Here is a 25262-nt window from a genome sequence, read left to right as displayed (position 1 = left end):
TAATAATCTGATTGTTATGATATATCGTTTATCAAAAGTGCTCCCATTATTCCCTTCTGTGTTGCGGTTGCTTGCCTTTGTGGCATTGCTGGCTGCTCCGGTGTGTGTCGGTGCGCAGGATGTTTTCTCAGGTGCAGAGTGGGTGGGAGCCATAACAAAGGCTGACGCCCATACTCCCGAAGGCAGAATCTATACAGGCAAGGCGCTGAAAGAGGCTCTCCCTCTCTGGAATGCCGCAGACCCATTGTCTCGCCGTTCCATATATGTGGCGAAGACTTTCCCTGTGAAGAAGAAGGTGATGAAAGCCACAATGTACGCTTGCGGACTGGGATTCAGCGAGGTGCGTATCGACGGTGAGCGCATTGATGATTATGAGTTCACACCGCTTTGGAGTGATTATGACAAGTCGGTGTTCTACAACAAATATGACCTTTCCGGCCGTGACTTCAAGAAGAAGACACGCATAGAGGTGCTTCTCGGCAACGGTTTCTACAACGAACAGGGCGGACGCTACACCAAACTGAGGATAAGTTTCGGCCCTCCGACATTGAAACTCCGTCTGCATCTTGTCTATGCGGACGGCACGGAGGAGAATATCGTTACCGACAAGTCATGGCAGTGGTCGCCTTCCGAGATTGTTTTCAACAGTATCTATGGCGGTGAGGACTACGATGCGCGTGTCGGCAGAACGTGGAAGAGTGTTGTCATTCAGGAAGGCCCTAAGGGCGTTCTGCGTGAAAGGATGGCTCCGCCGGTGAAAGTCATGGAGCGTTTCACACCGAAGAGTGTGAAGTATCTCTCTGATGAAGAGCGTGCAAGTGCCGTGAAACTTACCAAGCATGAGCTCCCTAAAGGCACTTTTGTCCTCGATATGGGACAGAACCTTGCCGGAGTTCCTGAGATTTCTGTGCAGGGAAAGGCCGGTCAGGAGGTGACACTCTATGTTTCCGAGACCCTTACTCCCGAAGGTGCGTGCAACCAGCGTCAGACTGGACGCCAGCATTATTACAGCTACACACTGAAAGGTGATAAGGAGACGGAGCATTACCGTCCTCGCTTCTCCTATTACGGATTCAGGTACATCCAGGTGGAAGGCGCTGTCATGGACGGCGAGCCTAACCCGCAGGGGCTTCCTGTGATAAAGTCAATCAATTCATGCTTTGTCTATAACTCCGCAAGGAAGGTTTCCACTTTTGAGTGCAGTAATCCTTTGGTAAATAAAACACATGAACTGATAGACCGTGCGGTGCGTTCCAACATGCAGAGTGTCTTCACCGACTGCCCTCACCGTGAGAAATTGGGATGGCTTGAGCAGGATTGGCTCAACGGAATAGGACTGTTCATGAACTACGACCTTACCGGTTTCGCGCGCCAGACCATGCGTAACATTGCCGATGCGCAGCACTCTAACGGTGCAGTGCCTACAACAGCCCCGGAATATGTCCTTTTCCGTGGTCCGGGAATGGATGCTTTCGCCGAGTCTCCGGAGTGGGGTGGCACGTTCATCATGCTGCCTTGGATGTACAAGCAGTACTATGATGACGACTCATTGTTGAAGGAATACTATGACGATATGCTCGCTTATGTGAATTATCTCAGTACAATAGATTCCTGCGGCATACTTAAACAAGGTCTCGGCGACTGGTATGACTACGGCGATTTCCGTTCGGGTTTCTCACGCAACACGTCCGTTCCGCTTGTCTCCACTGCCCATCACTACCGTTGGACGGACATGATGCGCCAGACAGCGGCATTGCTTGGCAAGAAAGCTGATGAGGCTATGCTCGCAAAACGCAGTGAAGAGATAAAGGCAGCATGGCAGAAAGAGTTCTACAACGGTGAGAATGGAAAGAATCCTTTGCATAAGTCGCAGACGGCATTGGCAATCGCTCTCAACCTACATCTTTGTCCGGAGGCGGACAGGACGGCAGTCCTCGACTCTCTGATTGCCGACATCCACCGCCATAATGACCGCCTTACAACTGGCGATATAGGCAACCGCTACCTTTTTGAGGTGCTTTGCGAGGAGAACCAACAGGAACTTTTGTACAAGATGCTTAACCACTATGAGGTGCCGGGCTACGGTTTCCAGATGAAGCAGGGCATGACAACCCTCGCTGAACAGTGGGACCCTGCACACGGTTCTTCCATGAACCACTTCATGATGGGGCACATCGACGGATTCCATTTCACATCCTTGGCAGGAATAAACATCAATGGCAGGGAGGTTGTATTCCGTCCGCAGCCTGTTAATGACATGCAGTGGGTGAAGGCAAGCACAGAGACTCCTTGGGGAAAGGTATCCATCGAGTGGCATCGTGATGCTTCCGGAAAGGTTGTTGCAAACTACTCCGTGCCGGCAGGAATGACCTGTAAGTATGTTGACCCTAATTTAAATGAAATAATATAACTGATGAATAAAAGAATAATATCCGCTTTGGCATTGGCAATCCTCTCTTGTTCGGCAAGCTTTGCGCAGCAGAGCCGTGCGCTGAGTGACGTTATGAAGGATGTCGAGAAGCGTTTCAATGTGCGCCTGAAGTACAATGTCGACACAGTGGGCAAGCGCCTTCCACATGCCGATTTCCGTATCCGTCCTTATTCCATTGAGGAGACTTTGGACAACATCTGCAAGTATTTTGACTTCAATTGGTGGAAACAGTCCGGCAATACATACAAAATCAAGCCTTATGAGTATATGCGCCGTCATACGGAGGATGGCAAAAAGATGCTGACATGGCTGTCTTCCCTATATAATAATAAGGAGGAATGGGAGGCACGCCGTGATACATTGCGCCGTGAGATGCGCCAGCGCCTGCAGATAGATGAGTACCTTGACTCCTGTGTGAAAGGCAAAAAGGCGATTCTCTCTAAGGTGCGCAAGTATGATGGATATACAGTGCAGAACATCTGTATAGAGACTTTGCCGGGAGAACATATATTTGGAAGTATCTATACACCGACATCAAAGGGCAAGCACGCGCTGATTATCTGCCCTAACGGTCATTTCTATGACGGCAGATACCGCAAGGATCAGCAGCAGCGCTTGGGTTCTTTGGCGCGTATGGGTGCCATTTGTGTGGACTTCGACCTGTATGCGTGGGGTGAATCCGAGACGGAATATCCTACTCACCAGACCGACCGCGCCCATGTAATCCAGGCAATGAACGGTCTTATCCTGCTTGATTGGATGATAGAGAACCGCGGAAAGCAGATCGACATGACACGCATCGGTGCTAATGGTGGTTCGGGTGGCGGCACGCACACAGTGCTTTTGACAGCTCTTGACCCACGTTTCACGGCGGCTGCGCCTACGGTGAACCTCGCTTCCCATTTCGACGGAGGATGTCCGTGTGAGAGCGGAAAGCCGATACATCTGTCTGCCGGCGGCACTTGCAATCCTGAACTTCTCGCCATGTTCGCACCTAATCCGGTGCTTGTCGTGAGCGATGACGGCGATTGGACTGCCTCTGTGCCTGAGTTGGAGTATCCTTATCTGCAGCGCATCTGGGGATTCTACGGCAAGGAGGATGCCGTCCGCAATGTCCATCTGCCAAAGGAACGCCACGATTACGGTCCTAACAAACGCAAGGCAAACTATGAATTCTTCATCGATGTGTTCAAACTCGACCGCTCAAAGCTGGACGAATCCAAGGTTACGATAGAGCCAAAGGAAATGATGATGACAAATCTGAAGAAATAGTATTGCTTAAAAATAATATCATGTTGTATCATGATAACTCATGATAACTCATGATTCATCATGACTTGTCATGACAACCATGACAAGCCAAAATCTACAACCAACAACCGACAATCAAAAACCTTAAAAAGAAAATATGAGACGACTGACATCATTGTTATTCCTGTTCTCCGCTTTCAGCCTCACTCCATGTTCCGCACAGAACATAGAGACGCAGCGTGTCTACATCTCCGGCACAGGCTGCGACGACATGAAGCAGTGGGACTTTATGTGCACTGACGGCAGAAACAGTGGGAAATGGACAAAAATCGGTGTGCCTTCCTGCTGGGAACTGCAGGGCTTCGGCACATACCAGTATGGCATGAAATTCTACGGCAAGCCACATCCGGCAGGCATTGCAAGCGAGACAGGCAAGTACAAGTACGAGTTTCAGCTCCCTGCAAACTGGGAGGGAAAGCAGATTTTCCTGTGCTTCGAGGCTTCTATGACCGACACTTACTGCGAGATAAACGGCAGAAAAGCCGGCTCAAAGCATAAGGGCGGTTTCTCACCTTTCCGCTATGATGTTTCCGACCGTGTGTTCTTCGGAAAGAAAAAGAACCGCATCGAGGTCACTGTCAATAAGGAATCGGAGGAAGACGCTGTCAACATGGCTGAACGCCGTGCCGACTATTGGAACTTCGGCGGCATCATCCGACCTGTCTATCTTATAGCAAAGCCAGCGCACAACATTGAGCGCGTGGCGATAGACGCACGCCATGACGGACGCTTCATCTGCAAGGCGTACCTGAACCATGCCTTGGAGAACACCATGGTAAGTGTGGACATCAAGGACTTGCAGACAGGCAAGACTGTCGCTTCTGCGTCAGAGACCACACGTTCCTCTGACTTCGCCGAGTTTGACTTCAAGGTCAACGGCGTGAAGCCATGGTCTGCCGAGACTCCTAACCGTTACGAGGCGGTGTTCACCCTCTCACGTGACAACAAGCCTTTGCACACAGAAAAGCAGAAATTCGGTTTCCGCACAGTGGAGGTGCGTGCACATGACGGTGTGTACATCAACGGCCAGAAGGTCATGATGAAAGGCGTAAACCGCAATTCCTTCCGTCCTGAGAGCGGAAGAACCCTCTCAAAAGCAAAGAACATCGAGGATGCAGAACTCATAAAGTCCATGAACATGAACGCCGTGCGCCTCTCCCATGCACCTGCCGATCCGGAGTTCTACGAGGCTTGCGACTCACTCGGACTCTACGTCATGGACGAGCAGCCGGGCTGGCACTGGTACCACAACACCATCAACGGCTCAAAACTCGTTGAGGCTATGGTGAAGCGTGACCACAACCACCCTTCGGTAATCTTCTGGAGCAACGGCAATGAGGGCGGTTTCAACATGGAGCTTGACCCTGTTTTCCACCAGTTTGACCTTCAGAAACGTGTCGTTGTCTATCCTTGGGCTAACGAGCACGGACTCGAGACAAAGCACTATCGCTCATGGGGCGAGACACAGGCACTGCTCCGCGAGCCGGAGATTGTCATGCCGACAGAGTTCCTCCACGGACTTTATGACGGCGGTCACGGTGCCGGACTCTATGACTATTGGGTGATGATGCGCAAAGCTCCGCGTTGCGCCGGTGGCTACTTGTGGGACTTTGCTGACCAAGGCGTGAAACGTGTTGACATGGACGGCATGATTGACAATGTCGGAAACTACGGCGCGGACGGTATTCTCGGCCCTCATTTCGAGAAGGAAGGCTCTTACTACACTATCAAGGAAATATGGTGTCCTGTACAGATAACAAACCTTGAGACTGCTTTCGACAATGCTGTCCTTAACCTTGACAACCAGTATGACTTCCTGAACCTGAAGGATTGCAAGTTTAAGTATGTTTACAAGAACATGCCTTCACCTGCCGACAAGACAAAGAAGGCGACCATAGTGGCAAGCGGAACTCTCGCAGGCCCTGACGTTGCACCGCACGCACAGGGAATCCTGCCGCTCCCACGCCGTGACAATGTCGATGTGCTGGAGGTCACCGTGATTGACAATTTCGGCAAAGAGTTGTACACATGGTCAATGAAATCCAATGTTGCCAAGACTCCTGCCACACACAAGGAGCTCAAAGCGGCTGCCATTTCCGTAAGCGAGAACGATTACAGTCTCACCGTCACAGCGGCAGGCAAGGAATACCGCTTCTCAAAGAAGGACGGCAGCCTTATCAAAGCATCAAACTTCGCGATAGCAGGTCCGTCATTCATCTGCGCGAAACGTTCCGACCGCTCACAGGACGGTTTCTACAACCATGATGACAAGGAGGCGGAAAAGAAGAAGACACAGTACACTACCTACATGGACCAGGGTGCTTTCACTGGTTTCACTGTTGACGCAGAGAAGGCTACAGTCAAGGCAAACTACAAGCACGGCTCACTGGAGTCTGCGGAATGGGCATTCCTTGCCGACGGTTCGGTTAAGCTTGACTATGCTTATACATTCGGCGGTGTTGTGGACGAGATGGGAATCTCATTCGCATATCCTGAGAGCAAGGTCAAGTCAAAGGAGTGGGTGGGCGACGGCCCTTACCGTGTTTGGCAGAACCGTCTCCATGGTCCGCAGTACGGTTATTGGAAGAATGACTACAACGACCCTGTTCCGGGCGAGACATTCGAGTACCCTGAGTTCAAGGGATACTTTGCAAACTGCTCATGGATGACTCTCCACACTGCTGACGGTGACATCACTATCGAGCCAATAGGAGGCTTCGCTCCTGCCGCAAAGGCAAAGACAGAGGCACGCCCGGGTGCTGTTGACTACATCGGAGTGTACACTCCGCGCGACGGACGCGACCACATCCTCTACACACTCCCTGAGACAGGTATCGCCCTTCTGAAGGTTATTCCTTCCGTGCGCAACAAGGTCAACACAACCGACCTTAACGGCCCTTCCGCACAGGCGTTCTGGGCAGACCAGTCACAGTATACCGGTTCTGTCATCCTGCGCTTTGAATGAAGTGACGAGATAATGGTAAATATGTCAAAGAACGCATTCCTATAAAAAGGGAATAAACAAGAAACACGGATTTCAGCAGAAATGGACACTCTTATTGCTGAGATCCGTTTTTCTTTTGCAAAGATAATGCAAGCCGAGTGCAATAGAGTTTACTCTGATTGCCGAGGTGCAGCTTATCTTATGCAAAGGTACAATATTTCGCAAGCGATTCCAAATTTTATAGGGGTACAAATGGGGGTATATCGCCTGAAATAATAATATTTTCACATAAGCGATAAAGCAAAAGGTCACGCAGATTCCACAGATTTTCACAGAAACAACTATCTCTTCTGTGAGAATCAGCGTAATCTGCGTGACTTTTATTAATAGGAGACATTTTTTTTTGTGGGTCTCGGAAGAGGGAGGTGTTAACGCTTTGGATACCTTCCCTTTCAGACACCGGCGCGACTTCATGTTTCCGCATCCTCAAACTCCACAAGTTCGCGCGGCAGGGTGATTACCTTCAGGCGCTCATACCAAATTCTGGGTGAACCGCCGACATGGCGTTTGGTATGGCTGTTTATGATATAGTAGTTTGCGCTGTACTCATCCATCAATGCCAGGAACACATTTTTTATGCGCGAACACTTCTCGTTGATGGCGTTGTCGGCAGGATTTGTAAGACGGTCCACTGTCTCAAGAATCTTTTCCTTGTCCAAACGGTTGGCAGTGCGCATATAGTACTGGGTCAGTTCGTCACGGTAGTCCGCCAAATGCTTGAACTCAATGCCTTCGGGATGATTGAGAAAGAGAAGGTAGACCGCTTTGTGTATGGGCGAAAGCTCCACCTCCTTGTTGCCATAGTCTGTAAGCAGGAAACGGAAGTCGGCAGTGATGTGCAGACGGCTCAACTGTCCTCTGGCAGCTTCTATGCGCAGTTCCTCGAGCATAGGCACACCGATGGCGTTCAGTAGCAGGTCGTTGCGGCCGATGCGTTGCAGATAAACCGCCATGCGGCGTATGTCCGCAACAATCTTGTCAAGGTGTTCTTTGTTCGTTTCCATCTGACTATTCTTCTGATGCGTCTGCCAACAGTGGCTTGGTAGCCTTTATAATCCATAATTTAAGGCGTTCCAACAAAGGCGGTTGGGGGTTCTTCGGCTCTTCCACAGGTTCTGCCGGTTCCACAGGCGCAACGAGTTCGATAACCAAAGGAGGGTCATTCGGCAGAGGATTCTCTGTCGGATTGTCCGACTCTGTTGGTGCTACAGGCTTCTTCATGGGTTTGTAGAGGACAGAAATCAAGGACTCCAGATATTCGTCATCGGCAGCATTCTTGTCACGGAGCTTGTCGTTGCCATAATCCGGACTGTTGAGCGCGTCCTCGATACCCGTTGCAAGGATAGTCACTTTCACATCATCCTCGAGAGTGTTGTCGGTGGCGATGCCCCAAATCACCTCGATGTTCGGGTCCAATTGGTCGAAGAAAGCGTCGATTTCTTGCATCTCACGCACAAACACCGGTGCTTTGTCACCGGCATAAATGTTGAAGAGTATGCGTTTCGCCTTCTTTATGTCGTTGCCGTAAATCAATGGAGAGTCCAGCGCATCCATGATAGCTTTCTCCACACGATTGTCTCCATTGGCGCGCCCCATTGCCATTATCGAACCTCCGCCGTCCTTCATCGTCGCCTCCACATCGCGGAAGTCGATGTCTATGCCACCGTCACTGTAGACGGTTATCAGTTCGGAGATGCTCTTCACGGCGTCGCTCAGGATGTTGTCGGCACGCTTGAACGCCTCCTTCACATAGACATCAGAGTCGGAATAGACGTCGCAAAGCCTTTCGTTGTTCACAATGAGAAGCGCATCAACGTTCTTCTTCATCTCCATGACGCCAAGCAACGCCTTCTTGATTTTGCGCTTTTTCTCAAAGTAGAACGGTATTGTCACCACACCGACCGTAAGGATTCCCATCTCCTTGGCAGTCTTTGCGACAAGCGGGGCTGCACCTGTGCCTGTGCCACCGCCCATTCCGGCAGTGATGAAGACCATCTGCGTGCCGTCGCTGAGCAGTTTTTGGATAGCCTCCTGACTGTATTCCGCCTCCTCCTTGCCCTTCTCCGGATTGCCGCCGGCACCCAATCCGCTCTTTCCCATAAGCACCTTCACCGGCACACTGACATGCGAAAGTTGCTTGCTGTCCGTGTTGCAGGCGGCAAAAGTGACACCCACGATTCCCTCGTCGTACATGTTGTTGACAGCGTTGCAACCGCCTCCGCCGACACCGATTACCTTAATTATTCCCTTGGACTTGTCCTCTGTAAGCCCGAAGTCTATCAGATTGTTGTTCTCTGTCCCCTCGCTCATGTTTCTGCTCGTTTTAGAAATTCGATTGCAAAGATATTGAAAATTATCGTAAAAACATAATGTTTGCAAGGCTTGCGGTGGAAAATATGTTTTATAATCCTTATTTCAAAGTGGTCGAATTTGACCACTTCGGAAAAAAATATTGCTGTCCGGCAAAACTCCACACTTTACAGCGAAATCCTGTTGCTGTATGCGAGGATTGTGGCTTGTCACAACTGAAACAGATAAATGATAGTGTGTTGTATATGTTTACCGGACAGCAATAATAAAAGATGTCGCTTTGTTATATCAAGTGTTCCAGGGTGTTTGGAAATTAGAAAACTCACGTTGTTTTTAACAAAAATACTCGCATGAAAATAAATTTGTGGGAGAAAAACCGAAATATCGTCTGAATTTTGCAGTTTTGGTAATGCGTTGTTACTCAGCGAAATAGTAAGAGTGATAATCCCCAGAATATGCTTTTCTGCTGCAAAAGGTATCAGTTTGCAGTATAAAAGGTATCGGTTTGTATTACCAAAGGTATTGAATGGCATTGCAAAACCTATTGAATTGCACTGCCAATCCTTATCTTTTACACCTTTTTCCGTAAGGAATAGGGTGGGGAATATATATATATCCCATTCCGAAGCGTGTTTTCCCACTTTCTGAGAGGAAATGATTGGAAAACTCAAGACTTCTCGTTGTCAAAATTTTTCGCCGCCTTTAACATGCCCATGCCATAGCGGCAACTGCTTTGTGGAGAAAATGTTGCCTGCGGAAAAGACTGGTGGGGCTGCCGACGGACTTGCGTAATAATTATGAAAAACGGACAAATATCAATAAAGATAGGAAAATATATGCCGCACATTGCCGTATTTTCGGAATTTTATTTGTACCTTTGTCCGTAGCATTGCAGCCGTGGAGGACTTCCGCGGTGGTGTGATGCAGAATCAAGAATGAGGGTTTTTGAACGTGTAACCATAAAAACGAGGATAAAAATGTTTATGAAGAATAAATGTCTATGGTTAGTATGCGTTTGCACAATGCTGCTGTCCGTCTCTTGCGTCAACAAGGCGGAGGGCGACATCGAGGCGGAGACAGCCTCCGGAGTGGTGCTTGTGCAGAACGAGAGTTTCTATGAAGTGGAGCTGTCAAACGGCGTGTCCTTGTATTTTTCCGGCTTTGATGACTCCGGCGAACTTAGAGGACTTGCCACCGAAAAGGACTCTGTGGACGTGACCACGTCCTACGGTACAGGCTTCTTTGTCTCTCCTGCAGGGGAGATTGTGACGAACACGCATGTCGTGTCGAACATGGTTGCGGACAAGGATGTCAACAAATCCGTTGACAAAGTGCTGAAGGCGTTGAAGTCTCGTTTGGCTGCACGCTATTATGAGCTTGACGAGCAGTACAGGCAGGCATATCAATATTACCGGTATGCAGGTTACAGTGGTTCGGCCGGCTATGATGAATTATACAAAATGAAGATTGTCCTTGATGCCGTAAAGGCGCAGCGTGACGAGGTAGGGGAATACTATAATTCCATAGACAGGATACGCGCCAATGATTCGGAGATAAAGTACCATAACCGGATAAGCATCGCTTACAACAACACTCACGTGAAAGGACCGAAGGATTTCGTGCCGTGTGTTGTCCGGAAAACTGACGCCGAGCACGATTTGGCGGTCATACAGCTGAAATCAAAGGCCACCCCTGCGGACAAATATGTCTTTGAAGTGCCGGAGGAAGATCCGCTCCTGACTTATTCCCTCATGGACAAAGCCGCAAAGGAAATTCGTGATGACAAGAACAGCCGTCTGTTCATGACGAGCTTCAACCTTGGCCCTGCGCTTGCCATAACGAAGGACGGAGTGAAGTCGCAGTTCAACACCGGCACGATAAGCCAGAGGACAGACGACCGCCTGATGTACTCCATTCCTGCCCTTCCCGGCAGCAGTGGCTCTCCTGTTGTCAACCATGCCGGCGAGCTTGTGGCAGTGAACTATGCCGGTCTGAACGGCACGCAGAGTTTCAATTACGGCGTGCGTGTGAAGCATCTCCGTGATTTGCTGGGGAAATAATGGGTGTGGTGCAGGACTAAGACATAAATGTAAGTAACTGTTGGAAATTAATTTAGTACAAACACAAATTAAATATAAAGTAATTTGCAATAATTACTTAATAAATCATTTGACAATCAAGTGCAAGCAAAGGATGAGATATGGCACAACAAAATATAGAATTACTGATAGGCGAAACGACAGCTTATGACAAAAAACTCATGCTGGAAAGGAAAAATCCTCGCAGTTGGCTGAAGAGTGTCAGTGCTTTCGCTAATGGCAATGGAGGTGCTCTTGTCTTTGGTGTTGCGGACAATGATGAGATTGTCGGGTTGTCGGATGCTAAGAAAGACAGTGAGGACATAAGTGAGGCTGTTAAGGTTTTTATGGATCCTGTACCCTCTGTAGATTTGAAGATTGAGCTTGTCGATGGGAAGCAGCTTATTGTGCTGAATGTTTGTCCGGGTACAGAGACACCATATTATTTCGTGGGTAATGGACAAAGACAGACGTATGTTCGGATAGGTAATGAATCTGTGGTGGCTGATCGCATACAACTGAAGCAGCTTGTGATGCGTGGTGCGGGAGAAACATACGACAGTTTGCCTTCAAAATTCCAATTTTCGGACATGGCGTTCACGAAATTAAGGTCTGTGCATTTTAATAGGCTGCACCGCTCGTTTGAGGAACAAGAGTTTGTGTCATGGGGTGTTGTTGACGAGAATGGCCGCTTGACCAATGCCGGTGCTTTGGTTGCGGATGAGGCTCCAATAAGGCATTCACGCGTATTCTGTACTCGCTGGAATGATATTGACAAGACAACCGGTTTGGGTGAAGCTTTGGATGATGTCGAGCTTTGTGGCAGCATAATCAGCCAACTGCAGGAGGCCATTGCTTTTGTGCGTGCCAATTCCCATAAACGTTGGTGGAAGGAGGCTGACCATCGTGAGGAATTGCCGGATTATCCGGAGCGTGCAGTTTCGGAAATCTTAGTGAATGCAATAATTCATCGTGACTATATGGAACTTGGTTCTGAGGTGCATGTGGACATGTTTGATGACCGTTTGGAGATATTTTCTCCGGGTGGGATGGTTGACGGTAGTGTTATCCAGCATCAAGATTTGAGAAATGTTTCCTCTCGTCGTAGAAATCCATTGCTTGCAGACTTTTTCAGCAGATTGGATTTGATGGAGAGGCGTGGCAGTGGTATGCGTAAGATTCTTGATGCATACGCACGTTATGAGCAATTGCCAAGCTATCGTGCACCGGAGTTCTGCTCTAATGCCCATGATTTCCGTGTTGTTCTTTGGAATTTGAATTATAATTTACAGTTCGTAATAAATGACGAAACAGTTCCTAATAGGCAAGAAGAGTTCACTATAAACGGTGAAAACAGTGGAAAAGAGTTCGTAAAAGGGCAAAAAGAGTTCCTAAAAGAGCGGAAAGAGTTCCTAAAAGAGCGGAAAGAGTTCCTAAAAGAGCGGAAAGAGTTCCTAAAAGCAAAAAGAACTATATATAGGTTGGTAGTAAAGAATCCTCATATTAGTACTGCTTGCATGGCTGCGGAAATGGGAATCTCGGATAGACAGATAAGAAAGCACCTCAAACGCCTTGCTGACATGAAATTTATTGTTCGTGAAGGAGGACGTAAATTTGGAACATGGCGTATTATAGATGATGACTATATAAATGTGCTTGAGAGTATATAAAATATAGACAAAATATTTATTAAAAATAATTACGACTATCAATTTTCTCGAACAAGACATAAAGTACCTTGCAGGAGTAGGGCCGAAGAAGAAAGACATACTGAGTAAGGAACTCGGCATTGAGACTTTCGGCGACTTACTTGAATACTATCCATATAAATATGTGGACAGAAGCCATGTCTATGCCATAAGGAACATGGACGGCGAGATGCCTTACGTGCAGATAAAGGGCACTATACGCTCTTGGGAAGTCTATGACACGGGCAGAAGGCAGAAACGATATGTCGCACATTTCTCAGACGGCACGGGATTCGTCGACCTTGTATGGTTTCAGGGAGGGGAGTATGCCCATAAAACCTACCGTATTGGTGTGGAATACATAGTCTTCGGCAAGCCGACAGTATTCCAAGGGCGTTATCAGTTCACCCATCCTGATATGGATGAGGCGAGTTCTCTTGTACTGAGTGACATGGGGCTGCAACCTCATTATGTGACAACGGAACGCATGAAGAATGCCGGGCTTGCCTCGCGCGGTGTGGAACGGTTGCAGAAAGCATTGCTTGCCAAGATGCCGGAGATAGGGGAGACGCTCCCGACATATATCACCGAGCCCAATCATCTCATTTCGAGAGACCAAGCGTTGCGGTGGATTCACTATCCTCATAATAATAATGAGATGCGCAAGGCTCAGGAACGGCTGAAGTTTGAGGAACTGTTTTATGTGCAGCTCAACATCATGCGCTATGTCGGTGATCGCAGGAAACGATACCTCGGATGCCGTTTCACCAAGGCAGGCGAGCCGTTGCGCTATTTCTATGACAACAACCTGAAATTCGATTTGACAGGGGCGCAGAAGCGTGTTGTCAAGGAAATCCATGCCGACATGTGCTCCGGACGGCAGATGAACCGCCTTTTGCAAGGCGATGTAGGCTCCGGAAAGACATTGGTGGCATTGCTGACGATGCTCATTGCTGTCGGCAACGGCTATCAGGCAGTGATTATGGCACCTACGGAAATCCTTGCCGAGCAGCATCTGGAGACCATACGCCACTTTCTTTCCGGTATGTCCGTCAGGGTGGAACTGCTTACGGGCATTGTGAAAGGAAAGCGGCGCAAGGCGGTGCTTGAAGGAATCGCCACGGGAGAGATTGACATTGTCGTGGGAACACATGCCGTCATAGAGGACACTGTGGTGTTCCGTCGTCTTGGACTTGCCGTTATTGACGAGCAGCACCGTTTCGGTGTGGCACAGCGCGCAAAGCTGTGGGCAAAGGCTCCCGGTGCTTCTGCCGGAGCACAGGCTGCTGTCGGAACTGTTCCGCATATACTTGTCATGACCGCCACACCTATCCCGCGCACGCTTGCCATGACTCTTTATGGCGACCTCGATGTGTCAGTAATCGACGAACTGCCGCCGGGACGCAAGCCTGTGCATACGGTGCATAGGTATGACAACCAGCTTGTGGCACTTTATCAGAGCATCCGCCGGCAGATACAGCTTGGCAGGCAGGTGTACATTGTCTATCCTTTGATAAAGGAAAGTGAGAAGATGGACTTGCAGGACCTCGAACAAGGCTATGAGAAACTTTGCCGCATATTTCCTGATATGAGTATCAGCAAGGTGCATGGAAAACTGAAGCCTGCCGAGAAGGAGGAGGAAATGCAACGCTTTGTCAAGGGCGAGACGCAGATACTTGTAGCGACAACCGTCATAGAAGTTGGTGTGAACGTTCCAAATGCCTCCGTAATGGTCATTATGGAAGCCCAGCGTTTCGGTCTGTCGCAGCTTCATCAGTTGCGCGGGCGTGTCGGACGAGGTGCCGACCAGTCGTATTGCATCCTTGTCTCAGGCAACAAACTGACGAAGGAGACACGCACCAGGCTTGACATAATGTGTGAGACAAACGATGGTTTCAAGATAGCCGAGGCTGACTTGAAGCTCCGCGGGCCGGGCGATTTGGAAGGCACACAGCAGTCAGGTATGGCGTTTGACCTTAAAATCGCAAACATCGCACGCGACGGACAGCTTGTGCAGCTTGCGCGTGACATGGCACAACAGGTGCTTGACAATGACCCCGAATGCAACAAACCGGAGTATGCCGTCCTGTGGCAACGCCTGTATGAACTGCGCAAGACGAACATAAACTGGGGTGCAATTTCTTAAGCCACACCTTTAAATGTAAAGACAATTTCTGCGGAAGTTATCTTTTTTATAGAGTGTGGCTTGATTATTGTACAAAGCCCTCTGCTGAGATTTGAGCACTTCAAAGCAGGCAATTTCTTGAAAGTACTCGGCTTAAAACGATATTAGGTTATGAGGATAAAAACATGTATATTGCTTCTTTGTTACAGCTTCTTATATTTTGGATGTTTCACTCGTATGAATGGTTCGACCGACAATGATGCTGTTGCAGTAGCTGCCCAACAACACGAACAAGTGGACAGTATCTTTATAGAGCTGTCTTCGGAAGTGTTCGATTCTCCTGTTGATACGCTTATTTCAGTAACGATAGCCAATAAGACAAAGAACTCAACAGTCTCGTTAGAGAGAGGGCGGCGAGTGGAAAAGAATACAAATGGAAGATGGGTTGTATGTAAGCATCTTTCGAAGACAAAAGAGGGGTATCTCTTTGCAGCTACTCTATTGGCTGTGAATATTGCACCTGGTGGATATTGGATTATGAACCAACCATTACGGAGCCAGTGTTATGTCAATGAATTCACTCCAGGTGAATACAGGCTCGGCGTAGAGGTAGGAATTAATGGTAAAAAGCGGTATGTGTACTCTCCTTTTACTGTTCGTTGATAAAAAGTGGTGGGATTATAGTACCACCATTTTTATATATAGCTGTATGTTGATTGTGGTTTGCAAGGAGAAGCATCTAATGAGATTCTGGAATTTCGGGAAATGATTTCGGCTATATTCGGAAATAATCAGGGAACATTCTGAATATGTTCCTATGCTATGAGAAAAAAGGTTGCTTGCGACAAGATAAATGAGAAAAGTTTGTTTTATGCAAAAAAAACATTGTAAAAAGTTTGGTGGTTTGCATAAATATGTGTAAATTTGCACTCGAATTACATAAATATGCAAAATGGGGCTGAAAAACAATCGTCTTGACAAACTGAGAAAACTGTTCTCCACACACGAACTCTCCTCTCAGGACGAGGTGCTTCGCGCTTTGCGTAAGGAAGGAATAAACATCACACAGGCAACGCTGTCGCGCGACATGAAGCAGCTGAAAGTGGCGAAGGCGGCTATGGCTGATGGCAAGTACATCTATGTGCTTCCGACCGAGACCATGTACAAACGTGTGCAGAAACCAATGACCGCACGTGACATGCTGACAACGACTGGTTTCCTTTCCTTGAAATTCTCAGGCAACATGGGTGTCATACATACACGACCTGGATATGCCTCGAGTATAGCTTATAACATAGATAATGCACGCCTTGACTCTGTGCTTGGAACAATAGCAGGTGATGACACTATATTCATTGTGCTCGCTCCTGATGTGACCCATGAAGAAGCAACTGACGCATTGGCATACATAATACCGGATATACACTAAGATGCAAGAAGAGATAACAATAAAGGTTGCTGATGCCGACGATGAGAAATATGTCGACACAATTCTTGACACAATACGTATCGCTGCGAAAAAGCGTGGCACTGGTATTGCAGAACGCTCTCATGGGTATGTTGCCACGAAGATGAGGGAGGGGAAAGCCATCCTCGCTCTGTGTGGAGACAAGTTCGCAGGCTTCAGCTACATAGAGACGTGGGGTAACAAGTCCTATGTCACCACCTCCGGACTGATAGTCCATTTCGATTACCTTGGAATGGGAATCGCCAAGCGCATAAAGGACTATACGTTCACACTCGCACGTGTAAGGTGGCCTCACGCCAAGATATTCTCACTGACAAGTGGTGATGCTGTCATGAAAATGAACACTCAGTTGGGATATGTACCGGTCAGTTTCGGTCAGCTGACTGACGATGACGCCTTCTGGCGCGGATGTGAGGGCTGTACGAATCATGACATTCTCAAGGCAAAGGAACGTAAGTTCTGCATCTGCACGGGAATGCTCTATGACCCGGAGATGCACACAGGTGAGCCTACTCCGATAGAAGTGTTCCAGGATGTGATAAAGACTCTTACACTGAGAGGCATACCGTTTTAGAAAACACTTTCAAAGAACAAGAAGAAAGGAAAAACAGATATTATGGCAAAGAAAAAAGTTGTGGTTGCCTTTTCCGGTGGCCTCGATACAAGTTATAATGTGATGTATCTCACACGCGAGATGGACTGTGAGGTCTACGCTGCGTGTGCCAATACCGGTGGCTTCTCCGCTGAGCAGCTGAAGGCAAACGAAGAGAATGCCTATAAGCTTGGTGCAGTGAAGTATGTCACTCTCGATGTCACTCAGGAGTATTATGAGAAGTCATTGAAATACATGGTGTACGGCAATGTTCTCCGCAACAACTGCTATCCTATATCTGTAAGTTCAGAACGTATCTTCCAGGCGCTCGCCATTGCGCGCTATGCAAAGGAAATCGGTGCGGACGCCATCGCTCACGGTTCAACCGGTGCAGGTAACGACCAGATTCGCTTTGACATGACTTTCCTTGTGAAAGCTCCGGGCATTGAGATTATCACCCTTACCCGTGACCGCAACCTTTCACGTCAGGAAGAGGTGGACTACCTTAACAAGAACGGCTATTTCGCTGATTTCACAAAGCTGAAGTATTCTTATAATGTGGGCATCTGGGGAACATCAATCTGCGGTGGTGAGATACTCGACTCTGCCCAGGGATTGCCTGAAGAGGCTTATCTGAAGCATGTGACAAAGGAAGGACCGGAGATTCTGAAGCTGGGCTTTGAGAAAGGCGAGCTTTGCTCTGTCAATGGCAAGAAGTATGAGGATAAGATTGCCGCTATACAGGCAGTAGAGGAAATCGGCGCTGCATACGGTATCGGTCGTGACTGCCATGTCGGTGATACAATCATCGGTATCAAGGGACGTGTGGGATTTGAGGCCGCAGCTCCTATGCTCATAATCGGAGCACACCGTTTCCTGGAGAAGTACACATTGTCCAAGTGGCAGCAGTATTGGAAAGACCAGGTGGCAAACTGGTACGGCATGTTCCTCCACGAATCACAGTATCTTGAACCGGTTATGCCGGACATAGAGGCAATGCTCACATCCTCACAGCGCAATGTGACAGGCGAGGTTATACTTGAACTCCGTCCTTTAGGTTTCCAGACTGTCGGAGTGGAGTCTCCTAACGACCTTGTCAAGAACAAGCTCGGAGAGTATGGCGAGACAGCAAAGGCGTGGTCTTCCGAGGATGCGAAAGGATTCATCAAGGTGACATCGACGGCACTGCGTGCATATTACCTTGCGCATCCTGACGAGGAGCGTTAATCTATAAATGAATGGTGCAGACATTTCATTCTGACATTTCAACACTTACCCTCCAAGGGATGAATATGTCTGCATTTTGCTTTTTCGGGGTGTGGCGCAGTTGGTTAGCGTACGCGTCTGGGGGGCGTGTGGTCGCCAGTTCGAGTCTGGTCACCCCGACAATTTTGTAATATTCCTGAATGATGATAAAGGTAGGTGTTCTCGGAGCGGCAGGTTATACCGGAGGTGAACTTATCCGCATTCTGCTTAACCACCCTGAGGTGGAGCTTGTGTTTGCAAACTCAGAGTCAAATGCCGGCAACAAATTTTACGATGTCCATGAAGGACTTCTTGGTGATACGGAACTTGTCTTCACATCAGAGATGCCGTTTGACAAGGTGGATGTCGTGTTCTTCTGCTTCGGTCATGGCAAGAGTGCGGCATTCCTGAAAGAACACTCCATTCCTGAGAATGTCAGGATAATCGACCTTGCGCAGGATTTCCGCATAAAGGGCGACCATGACTATGTCTACGGTTTGCCGGAGATTTACCGTGACGAGATAGCCTCATGCAAGCACCTTGCCAATCCGGGATGCTTCGCTACGTGCATTCAGGAAGGTCTCCTTCCACTTGCAAAGGCAGGATTGCTGACCCATGATGTCAGTGTCAATGCCGTAACAGGCTCTACCGGAGCAGGTCAGAAGCCGGGCGCGACGACCCATTTCTCATGGCGCAACAACAATTTCTCAGTCTATAAGCTCTTCACTCATCAGCATCTGCATGAGATTTGCCAAACTTTGAACGCTATTCGTCCTGATTCCGCCCCTAAGTTTGTGGACACTCTTGACTACGGATTTGATACGGAAGGCATAACGGTGGATTTCATTCCTTATCGCGGTGATTTCGCCCGTGGCATTTTCTGCACAGAGGTTGTCACTCTCGACAAGGCTGTTGATGCAGAGGGGATTGTCGCTCTGTACAAGGAATTCTTTAAGGATGCAGCCTTCACTCACTATTCCGACAAGGCTCCTGACTTGAAGCAGGTGGTGAATACGAACAAGGCAATTGTCCATGTCGATGTCTTTGGACGGAAAGTTGTGGTCACATCGATTATAGACAACCTACTCAAAGGTGCTGTCGGACAGGCTGTTCAAAACATGAACATCATGTTCGGATGTGACGAATGGGCAGGACTTAATCTGAAGGCATCCGCTTTCTGATCAATAATATATGGCAGGGTGGGCTTCCTATCCTGCTTTTTTGCAATGGTATCTTTGCAACAGTCCATTGCGCAGGTTTAACAGCATCCCTTTGCATGAAGGGCTTTTTAATCAGTAAAAAAGAGCATATTATGATACTATTTGACGTTTATCCGCTTTTCGACATAGCGATAGAAAAAGGCAAAGGCTGCCATGTCTGGGACGATAAGGGCGAGGAATATCTCGACCTTTATGGCGGTCATGCTGTGATTTCCATAGGTCATGCCCATCCGCATTATGTGGATGACATAAGCAATCAGGTCGGAAAACTCGGTTTCTATTCAAACTCTGTTCAGAATCCTTTGCAGAAACAGCTTGCCAAGCGTCTTGGCGAGGTGTGCGGATATGATGATTATCAGTTGTTCCTGATAAACTCCGGTGCCGAGGCAAACGAGAACGCGCTCAAACTCGCTTCTTTCCACAATGGCAGGACACGTGTGCTTTCGCTCGAAAAAGCATTCCATGGCAGGACATCCCTTGCCGTTGAGGCTACCAACAACCCGAAAATCATAGCACCGATAAATGCCAACGGACATGTCACTTATCTTCCAATCAACGACCTTGAAGCATGGGAGCGTGAATTGGCAAAGGGTGATGTGTGCGCAGTCATTATCGAATGTATTCAGGGAGTAGGCGGCATACGCATGGTGACAAAGGAGTTCTATGCCGGACTCCGTGCCCTTTGTACAAAATATAATACGGTGTTCATCTGCGACGAGATACAGTGCGGCTACGGCCGTTCCGGCAGATTCTTCGCCCACCAGTGGCTCATGGACAGCCCTACGGATGCTCCTGACATGATTACAGTAGCCAAAGGCATCTGCAACGGTTTCCCTATGGGCGGTGTGCTCATCTCTCCAAAGTTCGCGCCTGTCTATGGACAGCTTGGCACAACGTTTGGCGGCAACCACCTCGCTTGTGCAGGAGCAATAGCTGTCCTTGACGTTATGGAGCAGGAAAGCCTTGTGGAGAATGCGGAAAAGGTGGGCAATCACATTGTCTCTCGCCTGAAAGAACTGCAGAAAGATTATCCTGTCATCACAGATGTACGCGGATGCGGTCTGATGATAGGCATAGAATTGGCAGTGCCATACAAAGAGCCGCGCACACGACTTGTAAAGGAACAGCACTGTTTCACGGGCTGTGCAGGAACTAATGTCATCCGCCTGCTGCCGCCGTTGTGCCTGACAATGCAGGAAGCGGACGATTTCATTGAACGATTTAAAGCAGTATTATGAGAATATCAGTAATAGGAGCAGGCAACATGGGTGGTGCCCTTGCCAAAGGATGGGTGAAGGCAAAGCGTGAAGGCGAGGACCTTGACATCACTGTCACTGCACGCACACAGCAGTCGTTGGACAGAATCAAGGTGGATTTCCCGGAACTTCACTGCACGCTTGACAACAAAGCGGCAGTGGCAGATGCAGACATCGTGGTGCTTGCCGTGAAGCCGTGGATGGTGAAGACTGTCATCGATGATATTGCTTCGGAAGGAAGACTTGACGGAAAGATATTCATCTCCGTTGCTGCCAACATACTTCCGGAGGACTTGAAGTCAATGTTGCCGGGAAGCACGGCACAGATTCTTTACGTCATGCCCAACATTGCAGCAGAATACCGACAGAGCATGACTTTCATATCTCCTGCGGACGATGTGCCGGCAGAGACAGTGGAGGCAGTGCAGGCTCTCTTGTCGCTTCTCGGAAAGACACAGGTCTGCGATTTGAAGACACTTGCAGCAGGCAACATGCTTGCCGGATGTGGCATTGCTTATGTGATGCGCTTCATCCATGCCATGATGCAGGGTGGGGTAGAGCTCGGACTTTATCCTGCCAACGCCCAGCAGATTGCGCAGCAGACAATGACCGGTGCGGTTGCTGTTCTGCAGGAATCCGGCTTGCACCCTGAGGCTGCCATTGACAAGGTGACCACTCCGGGCGGTCTGACAATACGTGGACTCAACGAACTGGAGCACTCCGGAATGACCTCAGCGGTAATCCGCTGCCTGAAAGCAGGTATGAAGTAGAATAATTGGTTGTGGGAGAATATTGACAATAATGACAGTACTGACAATATTGTCAATATCCTTCCATAACCTAACCCCACAACCTCAACCCAAATACTAAGGTGGAAAGAATCGTGATAAAAGTTGGCTCCAATGTGCTCACAACCGCCAAAGGCAAACTCGACATCACCCGTCTGTCGGCTCTTGTCGACCAGATAGCATGGCTTAAGGAACACCGTTACGAGGTCATCCTTGTCTCTTCCGGAGCTGTGGCTTGCGGCCGCAGCGAACTGAAGGTGGAGTATGCCCTTGATTCTGTGGAGCAACGCCAATTGTATTCGGCGATAGGTCAGGTGAAACTCATCAATCATTACTACGACCTTTTCCGTGAATACGGCATCCATATCGGGCAGGTGCTGACGATGAAAGAGAACTTTGAGGAGGGCGAACAGTACGACAACCAGCGCGCCTGCATGGAAGTGATGCTTGACAATGGTGTGATTCCTGTTGTCAATGAGAACGATACGGTGTGCGTCACCGAACTTATGTTCACCGACAATGATGAACTTTCAGGACTGATAGCCAAGATGATGGGCGCGAAAACCCTTGTGCTTCTATCAAACATCGATGGCATCTACACCGGCAATCCGTCAGACCCGACATCGGAGGTCATAAGCCATGTGCATCCCGATGACAACATAGAGCAGTACATCCGGACATCCAAAAGTTCCGCAGGACGTGGAGGAATGGAGTCAAAGTACCATACGGCACAGTCTGTTGCTGCCGAAGGCATACGCGTGATAATAGCCAACGGCAACCGCGACAACATACTTCCGGATGTGCTGACATGCCCGGAGAAAGTCATCCATACGGAATTCATACCGTCAAATAGGGTAAAAGATTAAGTCCGATTTGCCGTTTCTCTCGTCGAATAACGGGCTTTTACTAATATAACAGGCATTTGCCATACTTATGAACAAGATTTTTCAGATAACAAAAGATGCCGGCTACACACTTGCCGGCATGAGTGACGAGCTGCGCAACACTGTCCTTAACCGTGTTGCGGACGCTATTGTGGCAAATGCCTCAATGCTTCTTGAGGCCAACGGCAAGGACCTTGAGCGCATGGAGCAGAGCAACCCTCTCTATGACCGGTTGCAACTTACGCAAAGCCGCCTCGAAAACATTGCTACGGACATGCGCAACGTGGCACGGTTGGAGTCTCCTTTGGGAAAGATAACAAATGCGCATACCTTGGAAAACGGCCTCTTCCTGCGTCGCATCTCAGTGCCGTTCGGTGTCATCGGCGTCATTTACGAGGCACGCCCGAATGTCTCCTTTGATGTCTTTTCGCTATGCTTCAAGTCAGGCAATGCCTGCATATTGAAGGGAGGAAAGGATGCGGAAAACTCCAATCTGGCAATAATTTCCCTGATAAAGCAGGTGCTTGCGGACGAAGGTGTTAACCCTGATGTTGTCAATATGCTGCCTGTCACCCATGAGGCTACGGCGGAGATGCTCAACGCTGTGGGATATATCGACCTTTGCATACCACGTGGCGGAAAGCAACTCATTGAGTTTGTCCGTGACAATGCGCGTGTTCCGGTGATAGAGACAGGGGCAGGAGTGGTGCATGCATACTTTGACAAGGACGGCGACCTTGGGAAAGGCAAGGCGATAATCGACAATGCTAAGACACGCCGGGTATCTGTCTGCAACGCCCTCGACTGCCTTCTTGTCCACAGCAGCCGTCTTGATGACCTTAAAGAACTGCTCTCCCCGATGATGGGACGTGTGCATTTCTATGCTGACAGCCGTGCGGCGGCATACCTCAACACTGCAATCCTTTGCGATGACAATGACTCTTCTGTCTATGGAAAGGAATGGATGGACTACAAACTGAGCATCAAAACCGTTGATTCCGTGGACGATGCGTTGGCACATATACGCAAATACAGTTCCGGACACTCTGAGGCTATTATCACGGAAAACAAAGAAACAGCCTTGAAATTCCAACAGCAGGTTGATGCTGCGTGTGTATATGTCAATGCGCCGACATCATTCACCGACGGAGCACAGTTCGGACTCGGTGCCGAAATTGGTATTTCCACACAGAAACTCGGACCCCGAGGACCAATGGCACTTATGGAGATGACAACATATAAGTGGCTCATTGACGGCAACGGACAGACAAGAGCCTGATAACAAGACAAATAACATACTTACCTGAATATGAGAAGTTTCGTAAATCCGCAAGACCTCGGCGACCTTCAGAAGGCCATGCAGGAGGCACTCGAAATCAAGAACGACCGTTTCAAGTACCAGCATCTTGGCAAGAATAAGACCTTGATGATGATATTCTTCAACAACTCCCTGCGTACACGCCTCTCAACACAGAAGGCGGCGATGAACCTTGGCATGAATGTCATTGTGCTTGATGTCAATGCAGGGGCATGGAAACTTGAGACTGAGCGTGGTGTCATAATGGACGGTGATAAGGCAGAGCACCTTTTGGAGGCTATTCCTGTCATGGCATGCTATTGCAACATGATTGGAGTGCGCTCATTTGCAGGACTTTCCGACCGTGAGTATGACTATGCGGAGACTGTCCTCAACCAGTTCCTGAAGTACAGTGGTAAGCCGGTGTTCGCCATGGAGACAGCGACAGTCCACCCTCTGCAGGCATTCGCCGACCTTATCACAATGGAGGAATCGTGGGCAAAGGACAATGGGCATGGTCTTGACAACTTTGATTTCAACCATAAGAAAATGAAAGCTGTGCTGACATGGGCGCCTCACTGCCGTGCTTTGCCGCAGGCGGTGCCGAACTCTTATGCGCAGTGGATGCTCGCCGCTCCTGATGTGGAACTTGTTGTTACGCATCCTCACGGTTACGAACTTGACCCGAAATTCCTTGAATACACCAACCCTGCAACAGGTGAAGTGCGCCGTGCTGTAGTGGAGTACGACCAGCGCAAGGCGTTTGAGGGGGCTGACTTTATATATGCGAAGAACTGGTCATGTCCGGGTGTCACCCGGCCTGCTGACTATGGAAAGATTCTTTGCAAGGACATGTCATGGACTGTTGACACAGAGCACATGTCATGGACAAACAACGGCAAGTTCCTCCATTGCCTCCCTGTACGTCGCGGACTTATAGTCACCGATGATGTCATTGAGTCTCCTAACTCCCTCGTCATCCCTGAAGCTGCCAACCGTGAAATCTCCTGTTCGGTAGTCATCAAGCGTATGCTTGAAAGCCTCTGATAAGGTTTCTCATATTAATTGCTATTTCTTAAAGAATAGTCCGCTATTCTTACCAATAACCAAAGGTAACCATTCGCATCACGAATGGTTACCTTTGGCTGTATAAAGTGTTACCTTTTACCATATCAAAGGTAACACTTTGTTTTTGTGTCCATTTTCTTATGATTTTTCTTCCGTTTTCACCATGTTTTCCCCTCATTTTCCACAATCCGCATCATGATTTCCCACGTTGTCCCACATTGTATCATGTTTTATCATGCATTCCCGCGTTTCATCAATTCCACCCTCCCTTTATAATATATAATAATGTGCCACCCTCCGCACCCATTAATTTAAATCAACGAAAAGCGAAAATTCACCCATTTTACCTAAAAAATCCTTCAAAACCCTTGCGAGATTGGCAAAAAAGCTATACCTTTGCACTCGCTTTTGAAAAACGCCTCCCTGCGAGGCAGCTGAGAAAGCGGTTCTTTGAAAGATTTGCAATACAGACAAGTAGTACAAGAGAAGCGACTTTC

19 protein-coding genes and 1 tRNA gene are annotated in these 25262 nt (G+C 48.6%); 17 read left to right on the top strand and 3 right to left on the bottom strand.

Going from position 1 to position 25262, the window contains the following annotated elements; all coding sequences use genetic code 11:
• The first annotated feature begins 16 nt into the window (after nt 1-16).
• The 3 genes from HPS57_RS08200 (at nt 17) to HPS57_RS08190 (ending at nt 6707) form a co-directional block, all read left to right on the top strand.
• Nucleotides 17-2410: an alpha-L-rhamnosidase gene (locus tag HPS57_RS08200; protein ID WP_172182023.1), complete on the top strand. Its 2394-nt coding sequence runs from the start codon at nt 17-19 to the stop codon at nt 2408-2410.
• Nucleotides 2411-2413: 3 nt separating this feature from the next.
• On the top strand, nt 2414-3703 hold the full coding sequence (locus HPS57_RS08195) for a DUF4974 domain-containing protein (protein WP_253946510.1): 1290 nt from the start codon (nt 2414-2416) through the stop codon (nt 3701-3703).
• 136 nt (nt 3704-3839) lie between these two features.
• Nucleotides 3840-6707 (top strand): glycoside hydrolase family 2 protein, encoded by a 2868-nt coding sequence (locus tag HPS57_RS08190; protein WP_172182021.1) that lies wholly within the window; start codon nt 3840-3842, stop codon nt 6705-6707.
• 449 nt (nt 6708-7156) lie between these two features.
• Here the strand turns inward: HPS57_RS08190 and HPS57_RS08185 are convergent, their stop codons facing one another.
• Both HPS57_RS08185 and ftsZ read right to left on the bottom strand, forming a co-directional pair.
• On the bottom strand, nt 7157-7750 hold the full coding sequence (locus tag HPS57_RS08185) for a hypothetical protein (protein WP_172182019.1): 594 nt from the start codon (nt 7748-7750) through the stop codon (nt 7157-7159).
• Between the two features lie 4 nt (nt 7751-7754).
• The gene (ftsZ, locus tag HPS57_RS08180; protein WP_172182017.1) at nt 7755-9056 is read right to left on the bottom strand and encodes a cell division protein FtsZ; all 1302 of its coding nucleotides are present in this window, start codon (nt 9054-9056) and stop codon (nt 7755-7757) included.
• A gap of 983 nt (nt 9057-10039) precedes the next feature.
• Here ftsZ and HPS57_RS08175 point away from each other — a divergent pair.
• From HPS57_RS08175 to HPS57_RS08110, 14 genes are all read left to right on the top strand, one after another.
• Complete coding sequence (locus HPS57_RS08175) at nt 10040-11116, top strand: trypsin-like serine peptidase (RefSeq protein ID WP_172182015.1); 1077 nt, start codon at nt 10040-10042, stop codon at nt 11114-11116.
• Between the two features lie 140 nt (nt 11117-11256).
• Entirely contained in the window at nt 11257-12804 is a 1548-nt protein-coding gene (locus HPS57_RS08170) for an ATP-binding protein (RefSeq protein ID WP_172182013.1), read from the top strand.
• Between the two features lie 37 nt (nt 12805-12841).
• The gene (recG, locus tag HPS57_RS08165; RefSeq protein WP_369811500.1) at nt 12842-14968 is read left to right on the top strand and encodes an ATP-dependent DNA helicase RecG; all 2127 of its coding nucleotides are present in this window, start codon (nt 12842-12844) and stop codon (nt 14966-14968) included.
• Between the two features lie 150 nt (nt 14969-15118).
• Complete coding sequence (locus HPS57_RS08160) at nt 15119-15610, top strand: immunoglobulin-like domain-containing protein (protein ID WP_172182011.1); 492 nt, start codon at nt 15119-15121, stop codon at nt 15608-15610.
• A gap of 289 nt (nt 15611-15899) precedes the next feature.
• Complete coding sequence (locus tag HPS57_RS08155; RefSeq protein WP_172182009.1) at nt 15900-16376, top strand: arginine repressor; 477 nt, start codon at nt 15900-15902, stop codon at nt 16374-16376.
• Nucleotide 16377: 1 nt separating this feature from the next.
• Nucleotides 16378-16989, top strand: coding sequence for a GNAT family N-acetyltransferase (locus tag HPS57_RS08150; RefSeq protein ID WP_172182007.1), 612 nt, complete (start codon nt 16378-16380; stop codon nt 16987-16989).
• A gap of 42 nt (nt 16990-17031) precedes the next feature.
• Nucleotides 17032-18234: an argininosuccinate synthase gene (locus HPS57_RS08145; RefSeq protein WP_172182005.1), complete on the top strand. Its 1203-nt coding sequence runs from the start codon at nt 17032-17034 to the stop codon at nt 18232-18234.
• 85 nt (nt 18235-18319) lie between these two features.
• Nucleotides 18320-18393 (top strand) — tRNA-Pro (locus tag HPS57_RS08140).
• 23 nt (nt 18394-18416) lie between these two features.
• Nucleotides 18417-19433, top strand: coding sequence for an N-acetyl-gamma-glutamyl-phosphate reductase (gene argC, locus HPS57_RS08135; protein ID WP_172182386.1), 1017 nt, complete (start codon nt 18417-18419; stop codon nt 19431-19433).
• Between the two features lie 131 nt (nt 19434-19564).
• The gene (locus HPS57_RS08130) at nt 19565-20710 is read left to right on the top strand and encodes an aspartate aminotransferase family protein (protein ID WP_172182003.1); all 1146 of its coding nucleotides are present in this window, start codon (nt 19565-19567) and stop codon (nt 20708-20710) included.
• Entirely contained in the window at nt 20707-21498 is a 792-nt protein-coding gene (gene proC, locus HPS57_RS08125; RefSeq protein ID WP_172182001.1) for a pyrroline-5-carboxylate reductase, read from the top strand. The genes HPS57_RS08130 and proC overlap by 4 nt, the downstream gene beginning before the upstream one ends.
• 113 nt (nt 21499-21611) lie before the next feature.
• Nucleotides 21612-22382, top strand: a complete 771-nt coding sequence (gene proB / locus HPS57_RS08120) for a glutamate 5-kinase (protein ID WP_369811485.1) — start codon at nt 21612-21614, stop codon at nt 22380-22382.
• A gap of 61 nt (nt 22383-22443) precedes the next feature.
• A complete protein-coding gene (locus tag HPS57_RS08115) occupies nt 22444-23679 on the top strand; it encodes a glutamate-5-semialdehyde dehydrogenase (RefSeq protein ID WP_369811498.1) in 1236 nt (411 codons plus the stop codon).
• 30 nt (nt 23680-23709) lie between these two features.
• On the top strand, nt 23710-24744 hold the full coding sequence (locus HPS57_RS08110) for a Rossmann-fold NAD(P)-binding domain-containing protein (RefSeq protein ID WP_172181995.1): 1035 nt from the start codon (nt 23710-23712) through the stop codon (nt 24742-24744).
• Between the two features lie 327 nt (nt 24745-25071).
• Here the strand turns inward: HPS57_RS08110 and HPS57_RS14250 are convergent.
• A partial coding sequence (locus tag HPS57_RS14250; protein ID WP_216653391.1) for a hypothetical protein occupies nt 25072-25262 on the bottom strand: 191 nt, incomplete at its 5' end.

Origin of the sequence: Palleniella intestinalis (genome assembly GCF_013166595.1) — a bacterium.
Taxonomy (GTDB): domain Bacteria; phylum Bacteroidota; class Bacteroidia; order Bacteroidales; family Bacteroidaceae; genus Prevotella; species Prevotella intestinalis.
The sequence above is the reverse complement of the archived record's forward strand: the minus strand, read 5'-3'. Positions and strand labels throughout refer to the sequence as shown.